24 protein-coding genes and 1 pseudogene are annotated in these 25391 nt (G+C 59.4%); 17 read left to right on the plus strand and 8 right to left on the minus strand.

What is annotated here, in order from left to right; translation table 11 throughout:
* The first annotated feature begins 54 nt into the window (after window positions 1-54).
* Window positions 55-1281 carry a benzoate/H(+) symporter BenE family transporter gene (locus tag B9Z48_RS09980; RefSeq protein ID WP_199233489.1) on the plus strand — a complete coding sequence of 409 codons (1227 nt, stop codon included), beginning with the start codon at window positions 55-57 and terminating at the stop codon, window positions 1279-1281.
* A gap of 8 nt (window positions 1282-1289) precedes the next feature.
* Here the strand turns inward: B9Z48_RS09980 and B9Z48_RS09985 are convergent, their stop codons facing one another.
* Window positions 1290-2159 (minus strand): fumarylacetoacetate hydrolase family protein, encoded by an 870-nt coding sequence (locus tag B9Z48_RS09985; protein ID WP_108378095.1) that lies wholly within the window; start codon window positions 2157-2159, stop codon window positions 1290-1292.
* A 158-nt stretch (window positions 2160-2317) separates the two neighbouring features.
* Between B9Z48_RS09985 and B9Z48_RS09990 the strand changes: the two genes are divergently transcribed.
* From B9Z48_RS09990 to B9Z48_RS10000, 3 genes are all read left to right on the plus strand, one after another.
* Window positions 2318-3601, plus strand: coding sequence for a malonyl-CoA decarboxylase (locus B9Z48_RS09990; protein ID WP_089959090.1), 1284 nt, complete (start codon window positions 2318-2320; stop codon window positions 3599-3601).
* A gap of 103 nt (window positions 3602-3704) precedes the next feature.
* Complete coding sequence (locus B9Z48_RS09995; protein WP_089958668.1) at window positions 3705-4130, plus strand: heme-binding protein; 426 nt, start codon at window positions 3705-3707, stop codon at window positions 4128-4130.
* 4 nt (window positions 4131-4134) lie between these two features.
* Window positions 4135-5088: an NAD(P)-dependent oxidoreductase gene (locus tag B9Z48_RS10000; protein WP_089958664.1), complete on the plus strand. Its 954-nt coding sequence runs from the start codon at window positions 4135-4137 to the stop codon at window positions 5086-5088.
* 145 nt (window positions 5089-5233) lie between these two features.
* Here the strand turns inward: B9Z48_RS10000 and B9Z48_RS10005 are convergent.
* Together B9Z48_RS10005 and B9Z48_RS10010 are read right to left on the minus strand one after the other, a co-directional pair.
* Window positions 5234-5623: pseudogene (locus B9Z48_RS10005) on the minus strand (carboxymuconolactone decarboxylase family protein); the annotation flags it as partial.
* 13 nt (window positions 5624-5636) lie between these two features.
* Window positions 5637-6614, minus strand: a complete 978-nt coding sequence (locus B9Z48_RS10010) for a tripartite tricarboxylate transporter substrate binding protein (RefSeq protein WP_089963868.1) — start codon at window positions 6612-6614, stop codon at window positions 5637-5639.
* Between the two features lie 221 nt (window positions 6615-6835).
* On the opposite strand from B9Z48_RS10010, the gene B9Z48_RS10015 reads away from it, so the two are divergent.
* The 6 genes from B9Z48_RS10015 (at window position 6836) to B9Z48_RS10040 (ending at window position 11410) form a co-directional block, all read left to right on the plus strand.
* Window positions 6836-7069: a hypothetical protein gene (locus tag B9Z48_RS10015; RefSeq protein ID WP_089963866.1), complete on the plus strand. Its 234-nt coding sequence runs from the start codon at window positions 6836-6838 to the stop codon at window positions 7067-7069.
* Between the two features lie 2 nt (window positions 7070-7071).
* Window positions 7072-8121, plus strand: coding sequence for an adenosine deaminase (locus B9Z48_RS10020; protein WP_108378097.1), 1050 nt, complete (start codon window positions 7072-7074; stop codon window positions 8119-8121).
* A 25-nt stretch (window positions 8122-8146) separates the two neighbouring features.
* The gene (locus B9Z48_RS10025; protein WP_089963863.1) at window positions 8147-9568 is read left to right on the plus strand and encodes a Fic family protein; all 1422 of its coding nucleotides are present in this window, start codon (window positions 8147-8149) and stop codon (window positions 9566-9568) included.
* A gap of 21 nt (window positions 9569-9589) precedes the next feature.
* Complete coding sequence (locus tag B9Z48_RS21370) at window positions 9590-9853, plus strand: hypothetical protein (RefSeq protein WP_146186262.1); 264 nt, start codon at window positions 9590-9592, stop codon at window positions 9851-9853.
* A gap of 17 nt (window positions 9854-9870) precedes the next feature.
* Window positions 9871-10164, plus strand: coding sequence for a YciI family protein (locus B9Z48_RS10035; RefSeq protein WP_108378099.1), 294 nt, complete (start codon window positions 9871-9873; stop codon window positions 10162-10164).
* A gap of 160 nt (window positions 10165-10324) precedes the next feature.
* Window positions 10325-11410 (plus strand): BMP family ABC transporter substrate-binding protein, encoded by a 1086-nt coding sequence (locus B9Z48_RS10040; protein WP_108378101.1) that lies wholly within the window; start codon window positions 10325-10327, stop codon window positions 11408-11410.
* Window positions 11411-11482: 72 nt separating this feature from the next.
* Here B9Z48_RS10040 and B9Z48_RS10045 read toward each other — a convergent pair whose 3' ends face one another.
* Entirely contained in the window at window positions 11483-12457 is a 975-nt protein-coding gene (locus tag B9Z48_RS10045) for a tripartite tricarboxylate transporter substrate binding protein (protein ID WP_108378103.1), read from the minus strand.
* Between the two features lie 158 nt (window positions 12458-12615).
* Between B9Z48_RS10045 and dcd the strand changes: the two genes are divergently transcribed.
* From dcd to B9Z48_RS10080, 6 genes are all read left to right on the plus strand, one after another.
* Window positions 12616-13185 (plus strand): dCTP deaminase, encoded by a 570-nt coding sequence (gene dcd / locus B9Z48_RS10050; RefSeq protein WP_089963855.1) that lies wholly within the window; start codon window positions 12616-12618, stop codon window positions 13183-13185.
* A 53-nt stretch (window positions 13186-13238) separates the two neighbouring features.
* Window positions 13239-14687: a DEAD/DEAH box helicase gene (locus B9Z48_RS10055; protein ID WP_089963853.1), complete on the plus strand. Its 1449-nt coding sequence runs from the start codon at window positions 13239-13241 to the stop codon at window positions 14685-14687.
* A gap of 222 nt (window positions 14688-14909) precedes the next feature.
* Window positions 14910-17033: a TonB-dependent siderophore receptor gene (locus B9Z48_RS10060; protein ID WP_233261087.1), complete on the plus strand. Its 2124-nt coding sequence runs from the start codon at window positions 14910-14912 to the stop codon at window positions 17031-17033.
* Window positions 17034-17046: 13 nt separating this feature from the next.
* Window positions 17047-17916, plus strand: a complete 870-nt coding sequence (locus B9Z48_RS10065) for an alpha/beta hydrolase (RefSeq protein WP_108378105.1) — start codon at window positions 17047-17049, stop codon at window positions 17914-17916.
* A 384-nt stretch (window positions 17917-18300) separates the two neighbouring features.
* Entirely contained in the window at window positions 18301-18543 is a 243-nt protein-coding gene (locus B9Z48_RS10075) for a hypothetical protein (RefSeq protein WP_108378109.1), read from the plus strand.
* Window positions 18540-18992 carry a putative toxin-antitoxin system toxin component, PIN family gene (locus B9Z48_RS10080; protein ID WP_108378111.1) on the plus strand — a complete coding sequence of 151 codons (453 nt, stop codon included), beginning with the start codon at window positions 18540-18542 and terminating at the stop codon, window positions 18990-18992. The genes B9Z48_RS10075 and B9Z48_RS10080 overlap by 4 nt, the downstream gene beginning before the upstream one ends.
* 126 nt (window positions 18993-19118) lie before the next feature.
* Here B9Z48_RS10080 and B9Z48_RS10085 read toward each other — a convergent pair whose 3' ends face one another.
* Both B9Z48_RS10085 and B9Z48_RS10090 read right to left on the minus strand, forming a co-directional pair.
* Entirely contained in the window at window positions 19119-20033 is a 915-nt protein-coding gene (locus tag B9Z48_RS10085) for a tripartite tricarboxylate transporter substrate binding protein (protein WP_228769391.1), read from the minus strand.
* Between the two features lie 85 nt (window positions 20034-20118).
* Window positions 20119-21240: an NADH:flavin oxidoreductase/NADH oxidase gene (locus B9Z48_RS10090; RefSeq protein ID WP_108378113.1), complete on the minus strand. Its 1122-nt coding sequence runs from the start codon at window positions 21238-21240 to the stop codon at window positions 20119-20121.
* A gap of 325 nt (window positions 21241-21565) precedes the next feature.
* On the opposite strand from B9Z48_RS10090, the gene B9Z48_RS10095 reads away from it, so the two are divergent.
* On the plus strand, window positions 21566-22528 hold the full coding sequence (locus B9Z48_RS10095) for an MBL fold metallo-hydrolase (protein WP_108378218.1): 963 nt from the start codon (window positions 21566-21568) through the stop codon (window positions 22526-22528).
* A gap of 551 nt (window positions 22529-23079) precedes the next feature.
* On the opposite strand, the gene B9Z48_RS10100 is transcribed toward B9Z48_RS10095, so the two are convergent.
* Both B9Z48_RS10100 and B9Z48_RS10105 read right to left on the minus strand, forming a co-directional pair.
* Window positions 23080-24723: a class I adenylate-forming enzyme family protein gene (locus tag B9Z48_RS10100; protein ID WP_108378220.1), complete on the minus strand. Its 1644-nt coding sequence runs from the start codon at window positions 24721-24723 to the stop codon at window positions 23080-23082.
* Between the two features lie 12 nt (window positions 24724-24735).
* Entirely contained in the window at window positions 24736-25389 is a 654-nt protein-coding gene (locus tag B9Z48_RS10105) for an ABC transporter ATP-binding protein (RefSeq protein ID WP_089963875.1), read from the minus strand.
* Between the last annotated feature and the right edge of the window lie 2 nt (window positions 25390-25391).

Genomic DNA, 25391 nt, shown 5'->3' on the forward strand with positions numbered 1-25391 from the left:
GTGGGACAATTTACCGATCCGCTCTGAATGGGCGAACGATGGAAGGATCTGATCTTGTTCAAACACCTCGAATTACCTGGGAGTCCTTGGCGTTCGCTGCGGCAAATTCAGGCCGACTTTGGCGCGACTTATTTTGGCAATGCCTTGATCGGCTTCATCTTTGCAGCCACCGGTCCGGTGGCCATCATTTTGTCGGTCGGATCACGGGGTGGTTTGTCGCCACAAGAGCTGGCCTCTTGGGTGTTTGGTGTGTTTTTTGTCAACGGTTGGGTGACCTTGTTCATGAGCTGGCGCTACGCCACCCCTTTGGCATTTGGCTGGACCATTCCAGGCACGGTGCTGGTAGGGCCTGCCTTGCAACACCTGAGTTTTCCGCAGGTGATGGGGGCGTTTTATGTCACGAGTGTGCTGATCTTGTTGCTGGGCCTGAGTGGCTGGGTCAAGCGGGTCATGGCGGTGTTGCCCATGCCCATTGTCATGGGCATGGTGGCCGGGGTGTTTTTGAGATTTGGTCTCGACATTGTGCGTGCGCTGCACAGCGATGTGGCCATTGCCGCCCCCATGGTGGCCGTGTTTTTGCTGCTCTCGGCCCACGCCAGTTGGGGCAAGCGTCTGCCGCCGGTGATTGGCGCTTTGCTGGTGGGGGCCGTGGCGGTGGGCTTGTCGGGCAGACTGGACGGTTCGGCGCTGGGGCAGTTGAGCCTGGCGCAGCCCCTCATTCAGGCGCCGGTCTGGTCATGGGCGGCCATGCTGGAGTTGGTGGTGCCGCTGACCATCACCGTGCTGGTGGTGCAAAACGGTCAAGGTGTGGCGGTGCTTAAAAACGCGGGGCACGAGCCGCCGGTCAACATGATTGCTGTGGCCTGCGGTCTGGGCGCGGCCGTGAGTGCGGTTTTTGGTGCCGTCAGCACTTGCCTGACCGGTCCCACCAACGGCTTGTTGACCTCGACTGGTGAAAAAAAACGCCATTACAGCGGTGCTTTGGTGTTTGGCGTCTTGGCTTTGATGTTTGGTTTGATGGCCCCCACCTTCACCAACTTGATGCTCGCCTGCCCCAAGGAATTCATCATGGTGCTGGGGGGCTTGGCCATGTTGCGGGTCTTGCAGGGGGCTTTTGTGGCCTCGTTTGGAGCGGGCAAGTTTTCACTGGGTGCCTTGGTCAGCCTGTTGGTCACAGTGGCTGACTTGGGCTTGTTCAACATTGGTGCAGCCTTCTGGGGCCTGGTGGCCGGCTTCGCCGTGTCTTGGTGGATGGAGCGAGGCGACTTCCAGAAGGCCTGAGGCCCGCTTCAGACTTCCTGAACAATGGTGTTGGACAAAACGCCAATGCCCTCGATCTCGATTTCGCACACGTCACCCGGCACCATCCACACAGGCGGTGTGCGGGCATAACCCACACCAGCGGGGGTGCCGGTGATGATCACGTCACCGGGCTCCAGCGTCATGCATTCGGTGATGATGACCAGGGCCTCGCGCACGTTCCACAAAAAATCACGCGTGTTGGCGTCTTGCATGACCTGGCCATTCAGGCGGCTTTGGATGCGCAAGCCCTCTGCACCCACAGGCAATTCATCGGGTGTGACGATCCAAGGGCCAAAGCCTCCGGTGGCATCGAAATTTTTGCCAATCGTCCATTGCGCCGATTTGCGTTGGTAGTCGCGCAGGCTGCCATCGTTGAAGCAGGCGTAACCAAACACACAGTCCAGGGCATTGTCGGCATGCAGGTGGCGGGCTTTTTGTCCAATGATGACGGCCAATTCGGCTTCGTAATCCAGTTTGGTGGACACTTTGGGGCGCACGATGGGGCCGTTGTGCGGCGTCATGGAGGTGGCCACGCGCATGAAAAAGCTGGGGTATTCGGGACGGGCGTTGCCGCCTTCCTTGGCGTGATCGGCGTAATTCAAGCCCATGCACACAATTTTGGGCGGTTGAGCGATCGGCACTTCAAATTGCACATGGGCCAAAGACTGAAAGGTATCGGCCGGGGTTTGGCTCAGCTTGTGTGCCACGCGTTCGCGCACCACCGGGTCAAACAAGGCGGAAATTTCGGGGCTGGCGGTGGCATCGAGCATGGCCAAGTCAACGAACTGGTGGGACGTGCCCGAGGGCATGACGCCCACGCGTGCTTGACCTTGCTGCACGTAACGAAATAATTTCATGGTGAGTCTTTCCTGAAGGTGCTGTGTCGGGGCGCGAGGGTGCGCAAATGCGAAGGCTGCATTATCCGAACAGGACGGGTTTGAAGGTGTAAGCTTGGCTACAGCGCTTGCAGCTCGCGGATTGCACCGCCACACACATCGCGCCTGAAGGGGGCACCATGCTCGAACGCTTCATCCAAAACAAGAAACTCGATGCCGCCAAACTGACGGCCAAAAAATTGTTGAGTGCGCGAGGTGAGGCCAACGCCCAAAGCATGGCCATGAAACTCATTGAGAGTTACGAGCACCTCGATCCACGCAGCCAGACCGATTTTTTCCACCACCTGTCGAGCCAATTCAATCCCGATCCGGCTTTGGTCTTGGCCGCAGCCCAGCGCTACCACTCCGAACGCAATGAATCCAGCTTGATCCAGCTGTGTCAGGTGGTGGAGCCCCCTCGGCAAGAGTTGCTGCGTCGTGTGAACAGGGCTCCTTCGGGCACGGCCACTTTGTTGAAAATGCGCCGCAACCTCTTGTCTTGCCTCAAAGAGCATCCGGCGTTCGAAGCCGCCGACGCGGACTTGCACCATTTGCTGAGTTCCTGGTTCAACCCCGGTTTTTTGGAGTTGCACCAGATCACATGGAATTCACCGGCGCAGTTGCTCGAAAAAATCATCGAACACGAGTCCGTTCACGCCATTGACGGGTGGGACGACTTGCGCCGCCGTTTGCAACCCGACCGTCGGTGCTTTGCATTTTTTCATCCCCAACTGCCAGGCGAGCCGCTGATTTTTGTCGAGGTGGCCTTGGTGTCCCACATGGCCAAAAATGTGGCGGATTTGATCAACAAGCAGGCCCCGGTGGGCGACCCCAAAAGTTTCAAAGCGGCTATTTTTTACTCCATCAGCAATTGCCAGCCAGGGTTGAGGGGCGTGTCTTTGGGCAACTTCCTGATCAAACGGGTGGCTCAAAAACTGATTGAGGACATCCCGACCCTGAAAATGTTCTCGACCCTCTCGCCCATTCCGGGTTTCACCCAGTGGCTGGATGCTGGCGCTGCCTTGCCCGAAGAAAAGCTCAGTTCGGCTCAGCAGCGCAAATGGCATGAGGCTAAAAATAGCTTGTCGATTGGCAGCCTGAGCTGGGCAGAACGATTGAAAAATGGCTGGCATCCCGAGCGCAGCGATCCGCATGAAAAAACGCCACTCATGCGTCTGTGTGCCCTGTACCTGATGCACAAAACCCCTGAGCCTCAAGGCGACGCCGTGGGTAAATTTCACTTGAGCAACGGAGCCACCCTGCACCAGATCAATTGGGCTGCCGATCTGTCCTCAAAGGGGCTGCAACAATCGGCCGGGCTGATGGTCAATTACCTTTATGAGCTGGACAAAGTCGAAGAGCAGCATGAAGCCTTCAGCCACAAGAAGGTCTGCTGGTCACGCGGTGTGGAAAAGCTGGTTTAGTCGCGACGTGCCGCCTGGTGGCTGCCATGTCAAACACACGACAGGCTTTCAATGCGATTCTGATAGCCTGAGTTGATTTGCCACATTGATCAGGAAATTAGCTGTGAACACTCTGTCCTTGAACCAAGCCAACCTCATCTTGCAAGGTGCCATCGCGGCTGCGCGAGCCGCCTCCTACAAACCCATGGGCATTGTGGTGCTTGATGCCTCCGGGCAGTTGGTGGCTTTTGCGCGTGAAGATGGTGCCAGCATGTTCCGCTTTGACATCGCCCGGGGCAAAGCCTGGGGCGCTGTCGGCATGGGCTCGTCCAGCCGTGCTTTGGCCGAACGGGCCAAAGACAACCCCAACTTTTTTGTGGCCTTGGCCGCCACGGCAGAGGGCAAGTTTTTGCCACAACCGGGCGCTGTCCTCATCAAGGATGCCCAAGGCCAGATCTTGGGATCTGCAGGCGCCAGTGGCGGCACCGGTGATGAGGATGAGTTGATTTGCATCGCAGGCATTCAGGCCGCTGGCTTGGTGGCGGGTTGAGGCCATGGCCACGGCAGGAAAAACCAAGCCCGCTTTGCCTCGGGTGGGTGTTGTGGGTCTGGGCATCATGGGCGGCACCATGGCCGAAGCTTTGCTGCAGCAGGGTTACACGGTGTGTGGCTGCGACATCAATGCGAAAGCCTTGGCACGCCTCAAGCGTGCCGGTGGTCAGTGCCTGGGCAGTGCGGCCGATGTGGCCAGCCAGTCGGACGTGGTGATCGTCTCCTTGTCCACCTCACAAGCCTTGGCCCAAGTGACCCAATCGATCGCGGCCCTGCCCAAGTCGCAATGGGCACACAAGCCCATCGTCATCGAGACCAGCACCTTGCCCATGGCGGACAAAGACGCGTGTGCCAATGCCTTGGGCAAGTTGGGCATCGTCACTTTGGACGCGCCCATCAGCGGCACCGCCGTGCGCATCAAAGAGCGGGCCTGGACGTTTTTTGTCAGTGGCAAAGAAACGGCGCACCGAAAGGTCTTGCCCGTGCTGCAGGTGTTCACGGACAAGGTGTCTTTTGTGGGGCCTTACGGCAACGGCACCAAGATGAAGTTTGCGGCCAACCATTTGGTGGCCATTTACAACGTGGCTTATGCAGAATCCGTGACGCTGGCCCGCAAAATGGGGCTGAACCCTCAGGACGTCCTGGATCTCTTTGGCAACAGTCCCGTGCTGGGCACAGGCGTCATGCGCTTGCGCATGCCCATGATGCTGGAACGCCAATACAGCCCACCCACCATGAAGGTTGAGGTCTGGCAAAAAGACATGCAGGTCATTGGCGACATGGCCAAGTCGGTGGATTGTCCGACCCCTTTGTTCTCGACCTGCGCCGCGATCTACACCAGTGCCATGGCCCAGGGGCTGGCCCTGGAAGACACGGCGTCGACGGCCGAGGTCATGTCGGCCATGGCAGGTATTGCACCCGCCAAGGGGCGAAGCAAAAAACCGGTCAAGCCTTGATCTTGGATGTTGATTTGGCCTTGGCTGTCGATTTGGTTGAGGCCTTGGCGGGACTTTTGGCAGGTTTTGTTTTGGCGGGTTTTGTTTTTGCCGTGGTGGCCAGTTTTTTGGCCGCTTTTTCCGCTGCTTCGATCAAGGGCAATTCGTCGCGCACCGCCTTGTAGGCGTCCAGCGCGGCAGGACCGCCGCAGTAAAGGAAGGAGTGCAAAATCAGCTCGCGCAATTCTTCGCGCGACACGCCATTGCGCACAGCCCCTCTGAGGTGAATTTTGATTTCGGCGGGCCGGTTCAAGGCAATGCACATCGACAGCGTGGACAAGCTGCGCTCTTTCAGGGTCAGGCCCGGACGTGTCCAGACCTTGCCCCAAGCGAATTCGGTGGCCAGTTCCTGAAAAGGCATATTCAGGTCATCGGCGTTGGCAAATGAGCGTTCGACGTAATCATCGCCCAACACTTTTTTGCGCATGGCCAAGCCGGCTTTGTAGCCCTCGGACTTGGGTGGGTTGTCAGACTTCTTGTTGGTGGCGGTTTTCATGGCAAGGGTTCTTTCAATCTGCTTTGATGTTGGCCGAGCGCACCACAGCGCCCCACTTGACGATTTCGTCTTTGATGTAGCTCGCAAATTGCTCAGGCGTGTCCCCCACAGGCAAGGCACCTTGTTGGTTCAGTTTTTCGGCCACGTCGGGCAGTTTGAGAATGTCCACAATTTCGCGGTTGAGCCGCGTCACGATTTCTTTGGGTGTTTTGGCGGGTGCCACAATGCCCACCCAAGAGTAAGCCTCATAGCCTGGTAATCCACTTTCAGAAATGGTGGGGATGTCGGCCAGTGAGGGTACGCGTTTGGCGCTGCCCACGGCAATGGCTTTGAGCTGGCCGGATTTCACCTGGTTGATCACAGACGGAATGCTGCTGTAAAGCATCTGGACTTGGCCCGCCAACAAATCGGACAAAGCCGGGCCTTGGCCTTTGTACGGCACATGCACCGTTTGCACGTTGGCCATGGAGTTGAACAACTCGCCCGCCAAATGGCCTGAGTTGCCGCTGCCAGGGGATGCGAAGAACAACTGCTTGGGTTTGGACTTGGCAAGGGTGATCAATTCCAGCGTTGTTTTGGCGGGCACCGAAGGGTGCGTGACCAAGAGCAAAGGAAAATTCACCATGTTGGTAATGGGCGCGAAATCCTTCAGTGGGTCATAGGGCAATTTGTCGTACAGACTGGGGTTCACCGCCATGGGCCCAGCGGCCGCCACGGCCAAGGTGTAGCCGTCTGCTGGGGATTGCATCAAGGCCTGCAGGCCCACAATGCCGTTGGCTCCGGCCCGGTTGTCGATCACCACTTGTTGACCCAGACGTTCATTGAGCTTTTGGGCGACCACGCGGGCGATCACATCGTTGCCGCCACCTGGTGGAAAGGGCACGATGATGCGGATAGGCTTGTTGGGGAAGGTTTGCGCTATGACTGGCGCAGCAAAGGCCAGCAAAACGGTGGACACAACAGCGATCAGAGGCTTGGCAACGCGGAACATGGAGTCTCCAGAGGTATTGAACCGATCTAAAACGAGCATGCTCATGCTTGCACAAAGTGGCCAATGTCCTGTAATTTGGGCGACAAACCATGGAGCCAGCCCTGTCTTCTTAGGAAGCCTTGGTGGTGGACGCGGCACCCATCACCACAATGGAGTCAGGCAGACCGCTGCCTTGGTGGCGAATTCAAGGGTGTGGAGCGTCAAGCCGTGCAAAATAGCCCATGCTCAATTCTTTGCTTCAACCCATCAACGATGGCGTGTGTGCCCTGCATGACCCTTCGGGCCTGCATGTGGGCAACTTCAAGTGGGTCCATGGCCAATGGAAGTTCAAGGCCGTGGGCTATGGCCCTGCAGGCCAAGTGATGCCGGGCCATGGGCCTTTGACCGACCGACACAACAGCTGTTTCGCGCAATTGGACGAAGCCACCATCCGCGCCCAATTTTTCAAGGATTGACCATGTTCAAAGTCCACGCCATCCCCCCAAGCCGCCTGCCCGAGTTGCTGCGCCGCATGCCCAAGGCCGAGCTGCACATCCACATTGAAGGATCACTGGAGCCCGAGTTGATCTTTGCCCTGGCCCAGCGCAACGACGTGTCGCTGCCCTATGCCGATGTAGCAGCCTTGCGCAGCGCCTATGCTTTCACCAACCTGCAAAGTTTTCTGGACCTGTACTACGCCGGGGCCAGCGTGCTGCTGCACGAGCAAGACTTCTACGACATGGCCTGGGCGTATTTTGAAAAAGCCGCCGCCGACCATGTGGTGCGGGCCGAGCTGTTTTTTGACCCGCAGACCCACACAGCCCGGGGTGTGGCCATGGGCGCGGTCATCGATGGCCTGAGCCGCGCCTGCCGCGATGCACAAACCCATCTGAACATCAGCGCCGATCTGATCCTGTGCTTTTTGCGCCACTTGTCTGAAGACGATGCGCTGGCCACGCTGGAGGAAGCCATGCCCTGGCGCGAACACTTCATCGGCGTGGGTCTCGATTCGAGCGAGCTGGGCCACCCGCCCGAAAAGTTTGCCCGCGTCTTTGCCCGCGCCCGCGAGCTGGGCTTGCACTGCGTGGCCCACGCGGGCGAAGAGGGGCCACCCGCCTACATTTGGGGCGCACTCGACGTGTTGCAGGTCGAGCGCATCGACCACGGCGTGCAAGCCATCCACGATGCCGCGTTGATGAAGCGCTTGGCCGACAGCCACATGCCGCTCACCGTGTGCCCGCTGTCCAACCTCAAACTGTGCGTGTTCAAAAACCTGGCTGACCACAACCTGGGTCAGATGCTGGATGCAGGCCTGTGCATCACCCTCAACTCGGACGACCCGGCCTACTTTGGCGGCTACCTGAACGACAACTACCTGCAAACCTTTGCGGCCCTGCACCTGAATGCGCAACAGGCCTACAAACTGGCCGCCAACAGCATCGAAGCGAGCTTTGCCCCCGAGGCGGACAAGCACCGCTGGATGCATGAACTGAAGGCTTGTTTTCAGGGGTTTGCGGAGCAGGATTGAGGGCTTTGCCTGTCAAAATGGCGCGATGCTCAAGCAAGAATCCCAGCACACCGAATGGAAAGAAACCTGGCGCGATGACTACCTGCGCTGGGTTTGCGGCTTTGCCAATGCGCAAGGCGGGCGTTTGCTGCTGGGGGTGAATGACAAGGGCCAAGTGGTGGGTCTGCCCGAAGCGGCCAAGCTTTTGGAAGATTTGCCCAACAAGGTGCGCGATCTGTTGGGCATTGTGGTGGACGTGAACCTGCACACCGAGGGCGAGTTGCACTACATTGAGGTGGTGGTGCAAGCCTATCCCAACCCGATCAGCTACCGGGGCCATTACTACATGCGCAGCGGCAGCACGCTGCAAGAACTCAAGGGCGCGGCGCTGGACCGCTTTCTGTTGGGTCGCCATGGGCGCACTTGGGACGGTGTACCTCTGCCCCAGTTCAGTTTGGCCGATGTGTCGGCACCGGCCATGGCGCGGTTTCGCCAGCTGGCCCAGCGCAGCGGTCGGCTCGATGCCGAGACCCTGGCCGAGAGCGATGCCAACTTGCTGGACAAGTTGCGTCTGAAAGAGGGGCCGTATTACCAACGGGCCACAGCCTTGTTGTTTGCTGCAGATCCCCAGCGTTTTGTGACGGGTGCGTTTGTGAAGGTGGGTTATTTCGAGTCAGAGACCGAGTTGCTGTACCACGACGAGGTCGAAGGCGATTTGTTCCACCAAGTCAAGAACACGCTGGACCTGTTGCTGACCAAATACCTGAAGGCAGTCATTTCATACGATGGCATTGTGCGGGTGGAGACTTTTCCTGTCCCGCGTGCGGCGCTTCGTGAGGCACTGCTGAATGCGCTGGTGCACCGCGACTATGCGGTCACCGCGCCGGTCCAGATCCGTGTGTACGAAAACCGCTTGCGCATCTGGAACCCTGCGGTCTTGCCCGAGGGCTGGACCCTGGACACGCTGCTGGGCGCGCATTCCTCCAGTCCGTACAACCCGGCCATTGCGAATGCCTTTTTCAGGGCTGGCGAGATCGAGGCCTGGGGCCGTGGGGTGGAGCGGATTTTTGCGGCTTGCGCGGCGGCGGGCACGCCCAAACCCCTGCTGCGCTACCAACCGTTCGACATGTGGCTGGAATTCCCATTTGACCCCGCGTATTTGAAGGTGCTCAGAGCGGGGCAAGGGCAGAGCGAACAAGTCACCCCCGAAGTCACCGAACAAGTCACCGAACAAGTCACCGAACAAGTCGCGCGCCTGATTGTTGCGCTGGGCGATCAGACATTGAGCCTGCAGGAGTTGATGCAGGCCTTGGGTTTGTCCCATCGGCCCAATTTTTTGGCGCTGCATTTGCGCCCAGCTTTGGTGGCCCAACTGATACAGATGACGGTGCCAGATAAGCCCCAGAGTCGTCTTCAAAAATACCGACTGACGCCAGCAGGTCGACGCTGGCTTGCCAGACAAGCTTAAAACATACCCAAAGGGGGCGTGATGCGATTGTCATTTGTTTCAGATATTCATGGCAATTTGCCTGCTTACGACGACGATCACCCTTACCCTTTGTCCAAGTTCCATCGCATAGAGAACGGCAGCCCCGATGCACGTTATGCGGTGGTCGAAAAATCGGGAGGGGACTGGTGTTGTGAGTTGATCAGCGTGCCCTATGACCATGAATCCATGGCGATTTTGGCCGATAAGCGTGGCCGTGATGATTGGGCGCATGCCTTGAGAACCGGGTGGATGCCCGGAGTTTGAATCAAGGAGGATTGACCATGTTGTTTGCCGTTTTGTTCACCGACCGACCCGATCAAGGCGCTTTGCGTGCCACCCATTTGCAAGCCCACATTGACTGGGTGGCTTCACATCAGGCGCAAGTGCGCGTGGCCGGCAGTTTGCGCGAGCAGCTTGGGCAGGTGCCCAAAGGTGCTTTATGGATCGTTGAGTCCGAGTCCAAAGAAAGCGTCCATCAATTGATGCAGACCGACCCCTTCTGGACTTGCGGGCTGCGCCAGAGCGTGGAAGTTTTGCATTGGAGCAAAGCGCTGGACCAGCAGGTGTTGGTTTGAGGCTTTTTACGCACACTGGTCTGCTTTCAGTCTTTGCCGTGGGCTTTTGATGAAGCGAATGGACGGTATGGACAGATACCCCATGTAAAATCCACCCCCGAAGCCCGCCGCCCCGGCGGGCTTTGTTTTGTTCAATCTCGGGGCCATGTAGAGGACTACCATGTATAAAAACCTCGCTGCCACGCTCGTGGCCGCCTGCTTTTTTCTTCCTGCCGTTCAGGCACAAAACTCCAAACCAGCGACCGAGCCCATCAAGGCCGGTTTTGTCTATGTCTCGCCCATCACCGAGGCGGGCTGGACGCGTCAGCACGACGAGGGCCGCAAGGCCGTTGAGCGGGCTTTGGGCGATCAGGTCAAGACCACCTTTGTGGCCGATGTGGCCGAGGGCGCTGACGCCGAGCGTGTGATCCGCGACTTGGCCAGCCAAGGCCACCAAATCATCTTCACACCCAGCTTTGGCTACATGGAGCCGACACTGCGGGTGGCCAAAGACTTTCCGAATGTGAAGTTCGAGTCGGTGACCGGTTTCAAGACCGCGCCCAACGTGGCGGCCTCCAATGCCCGTTATTACGAAGGCCGCTATTTGGCGGGCATCGCAGCCGGGCGCATGACACAAACGAATGTGGCCGGTTATGTGGCGGGCTTTCCAATTCCCGAAGTCCTGCAGGGCATCAACGCCTTCACTTTGGGCATGCGCTCGGTCAACCCCAAGGCCCAAGTCAAAGTGGTCTGGCTCAACGCCTGGTTTGACCCACCCAAAGAGCGTGAAGCGGCCATGGCCTTGTTCAACCAGGATGTCGATGTGATCGCCTTCCACACGGGATCAACCGCCGTGATGGCCGCTGCGCAAGAGCGCGGCAAGATGGCTGTGGCCTACCACTCCGACATGCGCAAGACCGGGCCGGATGCGCAGATCATCGCCGTGACCCACCAGTGGGGCGACTACTACACGGCACGCGTCAAGGCGGCCATGAATGGCACATGGACTTCGGGCAGTGTGTGGGGCGGCGTCAAGGACGGCATGATCCGCGTGGGCGACTTTGGCCCCAAGGTGCCCAAGAAGGTTCAGGACGAAATCCTGGCCAAGCAAAAACGTGTGGGTTCTGGGCAGCTCAAGCCTTTTGTCGGGCCCATCTCCGACAACGAGGGCAAAGAAGTAGTTCCTGCCGGGCAGGCCTTGAGCGATGCACAGATTTTGCAGATGAATTATTTGGTGCAAGGCGTGCTGGGGCGCGTCACACGCTGAGCGCGTGCCCGCTTTGGGCGGGCCGATGACACGCTGTCAGGGCCCAGCCGCTTTGCACCCTGGGGCCTGGGATCAAGCGGCATCCAGGTTGATTTGCCGTTCTTTGGCCAAGTCTGTCCAGCGAGCCAGGTCTTTTTTCATGAAGTCGGCAAATTGCGTGGGATTCATGGGCATGAGTTCAACCGCTTCGGCACTCAGTTTGTCGCGAAAGTCGGGCTGGGCCAAGACGGTGGCCATGGCGTCGTTGAGTTGTTTGACCACCGCCGCAGGCATGCCCGCCGGGCCCACCACGCCGTACCACTGCTGCGCATCAAAACCTTTGAGTCCCGATTCCTCCATCGTGGGCACGTCTTTCAGGGCCGGGTGGCGTTGTGTGCCTGTGACCGCCAAAGCCCGAATGCGACCGCTGCGAATGTGGGGCAGGGCGGCCGCCAATCCCGGAAACATGGCTTGGGTTTGACCGGCAATCACATCATTGGTGGCGGGCGCGATGCCTCGGTAGGGAATATGGACCATGAAAGCGCTGGTTTGTGCCTTGAACAACTCCGCCGTGAGGTGGGTCAGCGAGCCCGCGCCTGCCGAGCCGTAGGACACCCGACCGGGGTTCTTTTTGACGTAGTCGATGAAGGCTTTGACGTCCTTGATGGGCAAGTTGGCGTTGACCACCAGCACATTGGGGGTGCTGCCAATCATGCCGATGGGGCTGAAGTCTTTGATCGGGTCGTAGGGCAGTTTGCGTGTGGCGGGGGATGTGCCGTGTGTGGCAACGTAACCCTGCATCAGGGTGTAGCCATCGGGGCTGGCTTTGGCGGCCATTTGCGAGGCGATCACGCCCCCGCCACCGCCGTGGTTTTCAACCACCATGGCTTGCCCCAGCACTTTGCCAAACCGATCGCAAAATTGACGGCCCACCATGTCCGAGCCCCCGCCTGCAGCCACCGGCACAATGTATTTGATGGGACGGTTGGGGTACCCTGTCTGGGCGCTTGCCAGCCCGGGCAGTCCAAACCACAAGGGGCTGGCCTGAATGAAGGTGCGTCTTTGCATATCGGTCTCCACAAAAGGTGTTGTTTTGCCGTTTATTTTGTTGGCAAATCATGTCCTGAGCAGTTGCTGGGGAGACTCTGGCTTGCCGGCCTTGCACCAGGTCAAGGCCTTGAATGGGCAAGAGGCCTAAAATGCAGGCCTTCTTCAAAGGGTGAGCGATGAGCATCAAAAGCGACAAATGGATCCGCCGCATGGCCGAAGAGCACGGCATGATCTCGCCGTTTGAACCGGGGCAAATACGCAAAGACGCCGCAGGCCAAAAAATCGTCAGCTATGGCACCAGCAGCTATGGCTATGACATCCGTTGTGCCCCTGAGTTCAAGGTATTCACCAACATTTACAGCACGGTGGTGGACCCGAAGAATTTTGATGAACGCAGTTTTGTGGACATCGAAAGCGATGTTTGCATCATTCCCCCCAACAGTTTTGCGCTGGCCCGCACGGTGGAATATTTCCGCATACCGCGCAATGTGCTGACCATTTGCCTGGGCAAAAGCACCTACGCCCGCTGCGGCATCATCGTCAACGTGACCCCCTTCGAGCCCGAGTGGGAGGGCTATGTGACCCTGGAATTCAGCAACACCACCCCTTTGCCGGCCAAGATTTACGCGGGTGAAGGTTGTGCGCAGGTGCTGTTTTTTGAGAGCGATGAAGTCTGCGAAACCAGCTACAAAGACCGGGGCGGCAAGTACCAAGGCCAAGTGGGCGTGACACTGCCCAAAACCTGAACCTGCATGCCAGTTTTGGGGGTGTCACCCCAAAATGCGACAATAGCGGGTTAATGACCGACTCTTTTTCCAATTTATCGCTGGCGCCCACGCTGGCACGAGCCGTGGCCGAAATGGGCTACGAATCCATGACCCCTATCCAGGCCCAAGCCATTCCGGTGGTGTTGACGGGTCAGGACGTGATGGGCGCGGCCCAGACCGGCACCGGTAAAACGGCGGCGTTTTCGCTGCCTTTGCTGCAGCGGCTGCTCAAACACGAAAACCCCTCCACCTCGCCTGCGCGTCACCCGGTGCGGGCTTTGGTGCTGTTGCCCACGCGTGAGCTGGCCGACCAGGTGGCCCAACAGATCAAGTTGTACGCCAAGTACACCCAGCTGCGCAGTGCGGTGGTGTTTGGCGGCATGGACATGAAGCCCCAGACCTTGGAGCTCAAACAAGGGGTTGAGGTTCTGGTGGCGACCCCCGGCCGTTTGCTCGACCACATCGAAGCCAAAAACGCGGTGCTCAACCAAGTGGAATATGTGGTGCTGGACGAAGCCGACCGCATGTTGGACATTGGCTTTTTGCCCGACTTGCAGCGCATCCTGAGTTATTTGCCCAAGCAGCGCACCACACTGTTGTTTTCGGCCACCTTCTCGCCCGAAATCAAGCGCCTGGCCGGCAGCTACCTGCAAAACCCCATCACCATCGAGGTGGCCCGGCCCAACGAAACCGCCTCCACCGTCGAGCAGCGTTTTTACGCCGCGCAAGATGACGACAAGCGCCGCGTGATCCGCAAGGTGCTCGACGACCGGGGCATCAAGCAGGCCTTTATCTTTGTCAACAGCAAGCTCGGCTGCGGCCGCTTGGCCCGCTCTTTGGAGCGCGAAGGCCTGCGCACTGCCGCCTTGCACGGCGACAAAAGCCAGGACGAGCGCCTGAAGGCCCTGGAAGCCTTCAAGCAAGGCGAGGTCGATTTGCTGGTGTGTACCGACGTGGCCGCCCGTGGCCTGGACATCAAAGACGTGCCTGCCGTATTCAACTTCGATGTTCCTTTCAACGCCGAAGACTATGTGCACCGCATTGGCCGCACTGGCCGCGCCGGGGCGTCGGGTCTGGCCGTGACCTTGGTCAGCCCGTCCGATGCGCGTTTGGTCGGTGACATTGAAAAGCTGATCAAGAAAAAGCTGGAAGTCGAAACACTGCAACTGGACGTCCGCCCAGCAGGCCCCGTGCCAGAAAAATGGGGCACCCGCGCCGAAGACCGTCCCCGTGCACGGCCCTACGAAGGTCGTCGACGCGAAGAATTTGATCCACGCGATGGCCTGGATGCCCCACGCCGTGGTGGTTTTCGCCCTGCACCCATCAACCGCGACCCGTTTTTTGAAAAGCCTTACGAAGCAGCTTCCAGCGACGCTTCTCCCAGCTGGGAAGCCGCCACGCCCAAAACAGCCCGCTCGTCGATTTCGGCCAACATCAAACCCAAGCGCAAAGTGGCCGCTTTGTTCAAATCGGACGAGTGAGGTCATGCGACGGTGGCCCGGCGTTGGGCTCGGGTGGGATTGATCGGGCTTGAGTCCCGGTCTTTGCCAGAGCTCGGCACCGGTGTCGTGGGAGGCTGTCAAAATGGGTCCATGCGCGATCCCCACACCCTTTCCCCAATTTCTTTGGTTTTACAGCCTTTGACCGGCCAGCGTTCAGCCTCTTCTGGTGGCCTGCTGGCAAGGACTGCCGTTTTGTTGTCTGTGCCTGGCCTGCTCATGGCGCAAACGACGGCAATTCCGCCTGCTGCAACGGACCTCGGCCGTGTCGAAATTCGCAGCAACCGCAACAACGACGCCGAAGCGCGTCAAGAATCCACCGCTTCCAAAATCGTGATCGGCCGCGAAGAGATCGAGAAACAGGGCGATTCAACCCTGGGCGATGTGCTCAAGCGTTTGCCGGGCGTGACGGTGCAAGGTGCACCGGGCCGTGGCGGTGCCATTCGCATGCGGGGCTTGGGTGGTGGTTACACCCAAATATTGCTGGACGGCGAACGCATGCCCCCGGGTTTTTCGGTGGACTCTTTGACCCCGGAGCAGGTCGAGCGCATCGAAATTTTGCGTGCTCCGACGGCCGAAACCGGAGCCCGTGCGATTGCAGGCACCATCAACATCGTGCTGCGCGAGGGCAGAAAAGCCACCCCAGACGATTTGAAAATCACCGGCAGCCAAGAGCATGGCCAAGGCTCCAGCATGGTCAATTGGGTGCACAACCTCAAAACCGAACCCTTGGCGGGCACCTTCACGCTGTCGGCCATGGACAACCACCGTGACGACCAAAGCCTGACCGAGATCGACTCGGACTACCGCGATGATCAGTTACGGGTGTCCGAGTCTTCAGGCCGCAGGCAGGGGGTGTACGCCAATGCCCGCTTGCAATGGAAAGGTGAGCAGGGCAAGACCCTCACCTTGATGCCGTTTTTGATTTATTCCGAATACGCCGCCCAAGGGCGCATCGATGCCCGGCGCTTGACCTCACCGGGCATCACCGACACCGCGCTGACCGACAACCACAGCCGCTACGCTGCAGCCCGGCTGAACGGCCAGTGGGGCCAACGCTTGTCGGCCGATGACCGTTTGGAAGCGCGTTTTGGTTTAGGCCAGGCCAGGTACAACCAGCACATCACCCAGACGGCTGTCACCAGCACCGGGCTTTTGTCCAATGCCTTGGATGAGCAACGCTTTACCGACCGCAACACCAGCTTGAACGCCAAGTGGACCCGGGTGCTGGACAACGGCCACCAATGGGTCAGCGGCCTGGAGCACGAAGGCGTGCGCCGCGTCGAAGAAGCCAGTGCGGGTGCGGGCGACGACAGCGGCAACCTCAAGGCCAGCACGGCCCGTTGGGCGACCTATACCCAAGACGAGTTCAAGATCAACCCGAATTGGTCGGCCTATACGGGCATTCGCTACGAAAGCATCCTGACCGAAGGGCAGGTGGGCGAGGACCTCAAACGCAACAAAAGTCAGGTGTGGACCCCGTTGCTTCACGCGATGTGGAAGCCCGACCCGGCCAAGCGCGACCAGGTGCGCATGAGCCTCACGCGCAGCTACAAAACGCCCACCCTCTACAACATGGTGGCACCGCTGCGTTACTCGCGCGATTACCAGCCGGACGTGTTTCCCAGCAACGTGCCCACCCAGCCCGACCGTGTGGGCAACCCTGACCTGAGGGCCGAGTTGGCAACCGGCATTGACTTGGGTTTTGAACGCCATCTCGAAGGCGGTGGTGTGCTCAGCGCCAATGTGTTCCGTCGCAACATCAGCGATCTGATCCGTTACCAGACCCGTTTGCAGACCGTGCCTTGGTCAAGCCAACAGCGTTGGGTGTCCAGCCCTCAAAACGTGGGCGATGCCCTCACCCAAGGTGTAGAGCTGGAGGCCAAGTTTCGCTTGAACCAGGCCTGGGCCGCGGCCTGGCCTGTGGACATCCGCAGCAACGTCAGCTTTTTCCGATCCAAAGTCAAGGATGTGCCCGGCCCCGACAACCGTCTGGACCAGCAACCCAGCATGACCGCCAACTTAGGGGGCGACTACCGCCTGCGTGGCATGCCTTTGACCTTGGGCGGCAACGTCAACTGGAACCCCGACTACGACACGCGGCGCAGCCAAGAGCAGTGGTCGTACCAAGGCCTCAAGCGCGTGGTCGATGTGTATGGGCAGTGGCGTTTTTCGGCAGCGACCGCTTTGCGGTTGACCGTCAGCAACTTGCTGCCGCGTGACTACGAAACCGCCACCACATTCAACACGGGCACGCAGCAGGAGACAGCCCGCACCACCGATCGCAATTGGCGCAACGTCCAACTGCGCCTGGAAATGAAAATTTAAAGAGGAGACCGCCATGCCCACCAAAGACGCCGACTGGCACGACCGCATGTACAACAATCGGGCGCTGGTGCCCGACTTTGCGGACCATTTTGCGCATTGGACCCATGCCTCCGAGCAGGCGCGTGAATCGCTCAAGCCAGTGCGGGATCTGCCCTATGGTGATGGACCCAACGAAACCTTGGACGTCTTTCCTGCTGCCACCCCACATGCACCCGTGGTGATCTTTATCCATGGCGGTTACTGGCGCAGCCTGGACAAGTCAGACCACTCCTTTGTGGCACCGGCGTTGAACGACATGGGCGCTTGTGCGGTGGTGGTCAATTACGCCTTGTGCCCAGGCACGCCCGAGCAGCCCATCACCATTCCCGATATCGCTTTGCAAATGGCCCGTGCCTGTGCTTGGGTCTGGCGTCACATTGCTGAGCATGGCGGTGACCCTGGCAACATCACCGTGGTCGGGCATTCTGCAGGTGGGCATTTGGCCACCATGCTGCTGGGCTGTGACTGGCCACAAGTCGGCCATGATTTGCCCTCGGGTCTGTTGCGCAAAGCGCTGTCCATTTCTGGCCTGTTTGATCTGGAGCCCATTCGCAAAACGCCGTTTCTCCAAGGTGATTTGCGACTCACACCCGCGCAGGTGCGCAAGGCCAGCCCCGCCAAATGGAAGCGTCCCACCCAAGGCGTTTTGTACGCCGTGGCCGGGGGAGACGAAAGCGCTGAATTCCTGCGCCACATCCGCTTGATTCACCAAGCCTGGGGGCCTCAAACCGTGCCGGTGTGCGAAGCTTTGTTGGGCCTGAACCACTTCAGCATCGTGACCGACATGACGCGAGCGGGAACGCGCTTGAATGGTTTGGCCAAGGCGCTGATCCATCAGCGCTGACTGAACCGTTGCCGTACACAAGTCTGTCAGCTTCCACCCCCAAAACGAGGGTGGCCCCCACGGTGCTCAATGGGCCATCAACCTGGCGTGGACATCCGTGGCCAACCGCTTGGGCAGTTTGAAGGTGCTGCACATGGGCGGGTATTTGCCGTGGACAGATTCATGACAAGGCATACAAGTCAAGCAGGCGTGCACTTGGGTCAGCACATGTGCGCTGGACGATTGGGTTTGTGGGCCTTGCTCCACGGTGGCAGGCTGATTTGCTGGACTGCCTAAGCGTCAAGAGCTTGCGTAAAATGAGCTTTGGATCTGTTCAAACTCACTGGGCCCATTCACCCGCCACTGTACACAGCCCCGCCGTTCAGCCGCTAAAAAGGAATCCTCATGACCACCGTTCAAGTTGAATTGCCCGATGTCTTGGCACAAAGCGCACAAGCCGCTGGCCTTCTCACACCGCAAGCCCTGGAGGCGATGCTGCGCGAGCAGCTCAAACGCCAGGCAGGCAATGCGTTGCGCACCATGTGGGCCAGCGCACCACCCGAGGAGCTGTCGCCAGAGATGGAACAGATGATTGATGAACAGGTACAAGCAGTGCGCGCTCAGCGCCGAAAGCAGGCGACCCATTGAGCAGCAGCAGCCTTAGCGGCACCCGACTGCGTTTGGTACTTGATACCAATGTGGTGGTGTCTGGTTTGTTGTGGGGCGGCCATTCGCGCCGTTTGCTGGAGCTGGCGCTAACCGACACCATTGTGCTGTACAGCAGTCCATTGCTAATCGATGAGTTGAGCCAGACGCTGCACTATGCCAAGTTGACCAAGCGCATCGCGGCTCTGCACACAACAGCGCAAGCGTTGATGGAGCACTACAGCGCCATGGTCACGCTGGTGGTGCCACAGCAGGTGCCGCGTGTGATTGCCCAAGATGCCGATGATGACCAGGTGCTGGCGTGTGCATTAGAAGCGTGCGCTCATTTGATTGCCTCGGGCGATCAGCATTTACACAGTTTGGGCGGCAACTACCTGGGGGTCCGCATCGTGACACCTGCCGAAGCAACAGGGTTGCTGGACGCTCTGTAACGGTTGAGCCGTCCTGCTCACCCAAGTTGTCGCTGTCTTTGACCACCTAAAGAATTCCAGCAGCACGACGCAGGAGTTGGGCGGTTGTCTTTCGACCCACCGCGCCAGCCTCAAGCACTGAAAGCGTCAATCGAGCTTGATGTTCGCCGCCTTGATGGCCTGCGTCCAGTCGGCGATGTCGCGGTCCAGGATTTTGGTCATCTCGGCCGGTGCCACAAAGCGCACTTCAATGCCAGCGGCATCCGCGCGTTGTTTGCTTTCGGGCAGGTCCAGGCTGCGCTTGACGGCGTCGGCCAGTTGGTTGATGGCCGCAGCAGGCGTGCCCGCTGGGGCGTACAAAGCCACCCACGATTCGAGGTCAAAGTTGGGGTAACCGGCTTCGGCCATGGTGGGCACTTGCGGCATGCCCGCGTGGCGTTTTTTGCCGGTGACGGCCAGCGCCTTGAGCTTGCCGCCTTGGATGTGCTGCATCACCGAGGGCGGCGTGGTCATGAACACCTGCACCTGGCCGGCCAGCACGTCGGCAATGGCTTGGCCCGAGCCTTTGTAGGGCACATGCACCAAGCTCACGCCGGTTTGCTGTTTGAAGATTTCGGTGCCGATGTGCGAGACCGAGCCATTGCCTTGCGAGGCGTAGTTCAGCTTGCCCGGGTTTTGCTTGGCGTAGGCGATGAACTCCTTCATGTTGTTCACCGGCACCGAGGGGTGCACCGCCACCACGTTGGTGGCCACGGTGATCAGGCCCACGGGCGTCAGGTCCTTCAGCTCCCAAGGCAGCTTGCTCATGAGGATCGGGTTGGCAACGTGGTAACCCGAGTACGACACCAGCAAGGTGTGGCCGTCTTTGGCGCTGCGGGCCACTTGCTGGTAGGCCAGGTTGCCACTCGCACCGCCCTTGTTTTCCACCACGATGGACTGGCCAATCAAGCGGCCCAGGGGCTCAGAAATCAGACGGGCCGAGGTGTCGACCAAGCCACCCGGTGGCACGGGCACGACCAAGGTAATGGGCTTGCTGGGGAAGGCTTGCGCCATCAGGGCCATGGGTGCGCACAGGCTGGCCACAGCCAGCAGTTTGGAAATTTTGCGACGGGTGTTCATGGTTGTCTCTCTTTAAAGGGTGTGTAAATCAGCGCATGCCAATCTTGGCGTCGTTGAAAATGTTTTTGGCTTCGCGGGGCAGGCTGCGCCAGTACTGGTGTTGTGAGTCGACCGTGCCGCCCAAGGCCACCGCCGCTTCCCAGCCCCAGCGCGGCTTGTACAAAAAGCTGCGGGCCAGCGCCACCAAGTCGGCGTCGCCACGTTGCAGCACAGCCTCGGCCTGCGCGGGCTCGGTGATCAGGCCCACGGCGATGGTGGTCAGGTCCGATGCGTCTTTCACGGCTTTGGCCAAGTGCACTTGGTACTCTGGGCCCAGGGTGATTTTTTGCAAAGGCGACACGCCGCCCGACGAGATGTGCACAAACTGCGCCCCGGCTTGTTTGAGCTGCACCGACAAAGCGGCGGTTTCTTCGACCGTCCAGCCGCCGTCCACCCAATCGGTGCCCGAAATGCGCATGCCCAGCGTGCCGCCAAAGGCTTCACGCACGGCAGTGAACACTTCCATCGGAAAGCGGATGCGGTTTTCAAACGAGCCGCCATAGGCGTCAGTACGCTGGTTGGAAATCGGCGACAAAAACTGGTGCAGCAAATAGCCGTGTGCGGCGTGCAGTTCCACCGCCTCAATGCCCAGTTCGTGGCTGCGTCGGGCGGTGTTCACAAAGTCGGCCTTGATCTGCGCGATGTCTGCCAAGCTCAATTCGGTAGGCGCAGCTTCTTGCGGCAAGTGGGGCAGGGCGCTGGGCGCCACGGTCTGCCAGCCACCGTTTTCCGGGGCGATTAACATGCCGCCGTCCCAAGGTGCGGCGCTCGATGCCTTGCGGCCCGCGTGGCTGATTTGGATGCACACCGGCATGTGCGGTGCCAAGCGGCGGGCGCGGTGCAGTTTGTCACCCAGCGCCGCTTGCGTCGCGTCGTCCCACAGGCCCAAACAACCGGGGCTGATGCGGCCCACGGCCGAGACCGCAGTGGCCTCGATGGTGAACAAGCCTGCGCCGCTGTTGAGCAAGTTGGTCCAGTGCGTCAGGTGCCAGTCGGTGGCTTGGCCGTGGTCGGCCGAGTACTGGCACATGGGCGCGATCACGATGCGGTTGGGCAAGGTGAGGGGGCCAGAAGGGGCGTCGAAAGTGAAAGGCGTGAAAAGCAGGCTCATGAAATGGGTCGTCGCGGTGTGTGGAAGCTTGGCGCACGATGGCGGCTGAGATCGGCATCTTATGGAAAACCGGGCCGATCGTTATCCGTTGGGTGACAACCGCCCCCGCTGTGAGGATATCCCCCCTGTGGGAGCGACGCCTCCGTCGCGAAAACCCCTTGCAAACCACCAAAAATCACCCCGATGGCGGACATCACAGACAAACTGCGGCTTGCCTCCTTTCATCACTCAATACCCCCGCATCAACCGTGGGCAATCACCCCTCAGGCTTGGCATCGGCAAGGGCCGCGTATTCTGAGCACCCCATTGTTGAAGGATGCAAAGCATGTTGAACCGTCGTCATTTTTTGGGTGCTGGCATGGCCGGTGCCTCTGCGCTGACTTTTTCTTCGGTCTGGTCGCAAAACACCCCACAGTTTGGCGCACCCGAATTGCCTGCGGTGGGCTTTCGCCGCATGAAGCTGGGAGCGATGGAAATCATTGCCCTCAACGATGGCGCGGTGCGTCGCCCCTTGGGTCAAGAATTCGTCCCCGCCGTGCCGCTGGACCAGGTCAAAGCCCTGTTGGCTTCGCAAAACCTGCCCACCGATTACATCGACGTGCCCTACACCCCGTTTTTGCTGGTCAACGGCAACCAGCGCTACCTGTTTGACACCGGTTTTGCCGACAACGGCCCACCCACGACCGGCAAACTGCTGGGCAACTTGGCCGCAGCGGGTTTCAAACCCGAAGACATCAACAACGTGGTGCTGAGCCATTTTCATGGCGACCACATCAATGGCTTGCGCTTCAAAAACGGCAACTTGGTCTACCCCAATGCCCGCGTGCATGTGCCAGCCCCCGAGCACGCCTTTTGGACAGACGAAGCCCGCATCGCAGCGGCACCCGCGCAGATGCAAGGCGCTTTTGGGGCTGTCAAACGTGCCTTGACGGGTTTGACCGCAGACCAATTGGTCAAGTTCGAGCCCGGCAGCACCGTGGCCCCTGGCATCCAGTCGGTGGCCGCCTTTGGCCACACACCTGGCCACACCTTGTTTGCCGTGCGCTCCGAGGGCCAGTCATTTGCCTACGTGGCCGACATCACCAACGTGCCTTCATTGTTTGCCCGCAACCCCGACTGGGCCGTGCTGTTTGACATGAACCCCGAAATGGCCCGTCAAACCCGCCGCCGTGTTTTTGACATGTTGGTCAAAGAAAAAATGATGGCCGGTGGTTTCCACTTCCCCTTCCCGGCCTTTGGCTCCATCACGCCCTCAGGCAACGGCTACCAGTTTGTGCCCGTCGCCTGATGCTTGAATCGGCCCTGCGAATTTTGCAGGGCCCCTGTCCCCTGTAGGAGCGATGCCACCATCTCTTGTAGGAGCGACGCCCCCATCTCTTGTAGGAGCGACGCCCTCGTCGCGATAAGCCTCGCAGACCACAAACAATCGCCCCGAGGGCGGGGCTCCCACAAAATCCTGCAGGCCCCTGTCCCACAAAATGCAGGGCAATGTCCCCTGTAGGAGCGACGCCCTCGTCGCGATAAGCCTTGCAGACCACAACCCATCGCCCCGAGGGCGGGGCTCCCACAAAATCCTGCAGGCCCCTGTCCCACAAAATGCAGGGCAATGAATGTCCCCTGTAGGAGCGACGCCCTCGTCGCGATAGGCCTCGCAGACCACAACCCATCGCCCCGGGGGCGGGGCTCCCACAAAATCCATATCAAGCCTCGCAGACCACCACCCATCGCCCCGAGGGCGGGGCTCCTACAAAATCGCGGTAAGCCTCGCAGACCACCACCCATCGCCCCGGGGGCGGGGCTCCACTCAGGGGGGTTGACGCGTGCGTTTGAACAGCGCCCTTATGCCGCTTTCAGGGCCTCGCGCAACTCACGTTTGATGATTTTTCCGTTGGTGTTTCGCGGCAGCGCTTGCCTGCGGATGTCCAGGGTTTCGGGGACTTTGTAGTCTGCAAGCTGGTCTTTGCAAAACGATTGCAATCCCCGCAAACTGAAATCTTCTTGCAGCGTGTGCACAACGGCATGAACCCGTTCGCCGAGAACGGGGCAAGGTCGTCCGATGATGGCCGCCTCCAACACACCCGGAATTTGCTGCAACACGTTTTCGACCTCGACGCTGTAGATCTTGTAGCCGCCTCGGTTGAGCATGTCCTTTTTGCGGTCAAAAATGCGCAAATAACCCTCAGCGTCCAGTGAGCCCAAGTCGCCAGAATGCCACCAACCCGACGTGAATTCTCGAGCGCTTGCGGCCGGGTCGTTCCAGTAGCCTTTGACCACCATCGGCCCGGATATCCAAATTTCACCCACCTCCCCGGCGGGCAGGGCTTGGCCCTCATCGTTCATCACCAAAACGTCAGCGCAGGGCAGGGGCATGCCCACAGAGTCGCGGGGGGCGTGAGCCAGGCCCATGGGCATGAGGGTGGTCGGTGAGGTGGTTTCCGTGGACCCATAAGCGTTCAGAAGTTGAAGCTTGGGGAGTTTTTTGGCCATCTCTTCAATGGTCGAAGTCGGCATGGGGGCGCCACCAAAACCACCAATGCGCCAAGCCGATAAATCGAAGGTTTCAAAGTCGGGGGCCATCAATAAAAGTTTGTACATGGCCGGCACCATCAAGGTGTGTGTCATGCCCTCTTGCTGCGCCATTTGCAAGAAATGATCAGCCTTGAAAACCGGCAGCATCAACAAGGTGCCACCCACCGCCACCATGCACATCATGTTCGCGATCAAGCCAGTGACATGCGTTACCGGCACCCCGAGCATGGATTTGTCCGTGCATCCCAAACCCATGCAACTGACATAGTGCTGCACTGAATGCACCACATTGAAATGGGTCAACATCGCGCCCTTGGGTCGTCCCGTCGTGCCCGAGGTGTAGAGGATGATGGCCGTGTCCTCTTCATTGGCCAAATGCACACTGCCGCACGGCGGCAAAGTAAGCCAGTCACGCCAAGCCACGGTGCGGTCGCTGCGCAAGGCTTCAGGGCAGTGTCCTGCCACAAGAATCCATTGCAAATCCGGGGTGTGCGCGGGCTCAGGCACACGATCCAGCAGATCCGCATCACACACCAAAGCTTTGGCCCCGCAATGCTGCAAAATCCATGTCAGGCCCGCTCGCTGCTCCCGCAGGCCCACCGCCACCGCAATGGCCCCCAATTGCTGAATGGCCAAAAAAGAGATCACAAACGCTGGGTTGTTGCCTTGAAACAAGGCGACCCTGTCCCCGGGCAAAATACCCGCCTGCTGAAACCCTGTGGCCACGCTGGCAACTTGGGCATGCAGTTCACGCCAAGTCAAGCGTTGTGATTCGCACACCAAAGCCAAATCGTCGGCACGGTGCAAGACCGTGTGGGCCAGCAAGTCGTGAATGCGGCGTGCTCGGGGCTCAAATGAGCGCACCAGCCGGTCGCCAAAGTGGGCCTCAACACGCACGCCCGGCAAGTTGCAGCTCAGCCAGGGTGAAGGTGCAGCAGAGCTGTCGGTTTTCATGGGTGTTGTCATTCAGTCTGCAACGGCCACGGCATTCGAGCCGCGTTCAATCAGCACCTTTTGGTCCAGCATCGAGGCCGCATGGTTCAGTTCAGATTGGGCGATGACCACGGTCATGTCTTTGCCCCGCAGTCCAAAAATCACATCTGACAAACGTTGCGAAAGCGCTGGTGCAACGCCTTCAAAAGGCTCGTCCAGCAACAGCAAACGGGTCCCCACGGCCAGGGCACGCGCCAGCGCCACCAATTTTTGTTGACCGCCCGACAGCAACAAAGCGCGGCGGTCCTTCATGGTGTGCAACTCGGGCAGCACGCTGTAAACCATCTCCAAGCGTTCTTTGGGCTGCAGTGTTGCCGAAACCCAGACAGGAATCAGGATGTTTTCTTCCACTGTCAACTCTGGCACAAGCCCACGGTCCTCGGGCATGTAGCCAATGCCCAGCGCGGCCCGCGTGTGGGTGGCTTGCGAGTTCAGACGAACCCCCGCCCATTCAACGTGGCCTGCTGTGGGCTGAAGGTGGCCCATCACGGTGCGCAGCAGCGTTGTTTTGCCCGCGCCATTTCGCCCCACAAGACCCACCATTTGGCCAGGCTGAACGTTCAATGAAAAACCCCGCAGGGCTTGAACCGACTGGATGGTGACATTCACCGAATCAATTTTCAACATGA

This window comes from Limnohabitans sp. WS1 (assembly GCF_003063265.1).
Classification (GTDB): domain Bacteria; phylum Pseudomonadota; class Gammaproteobacteria; order Burkholderiales; family Burkholderiaceae_C; genus Limnohabitans_A.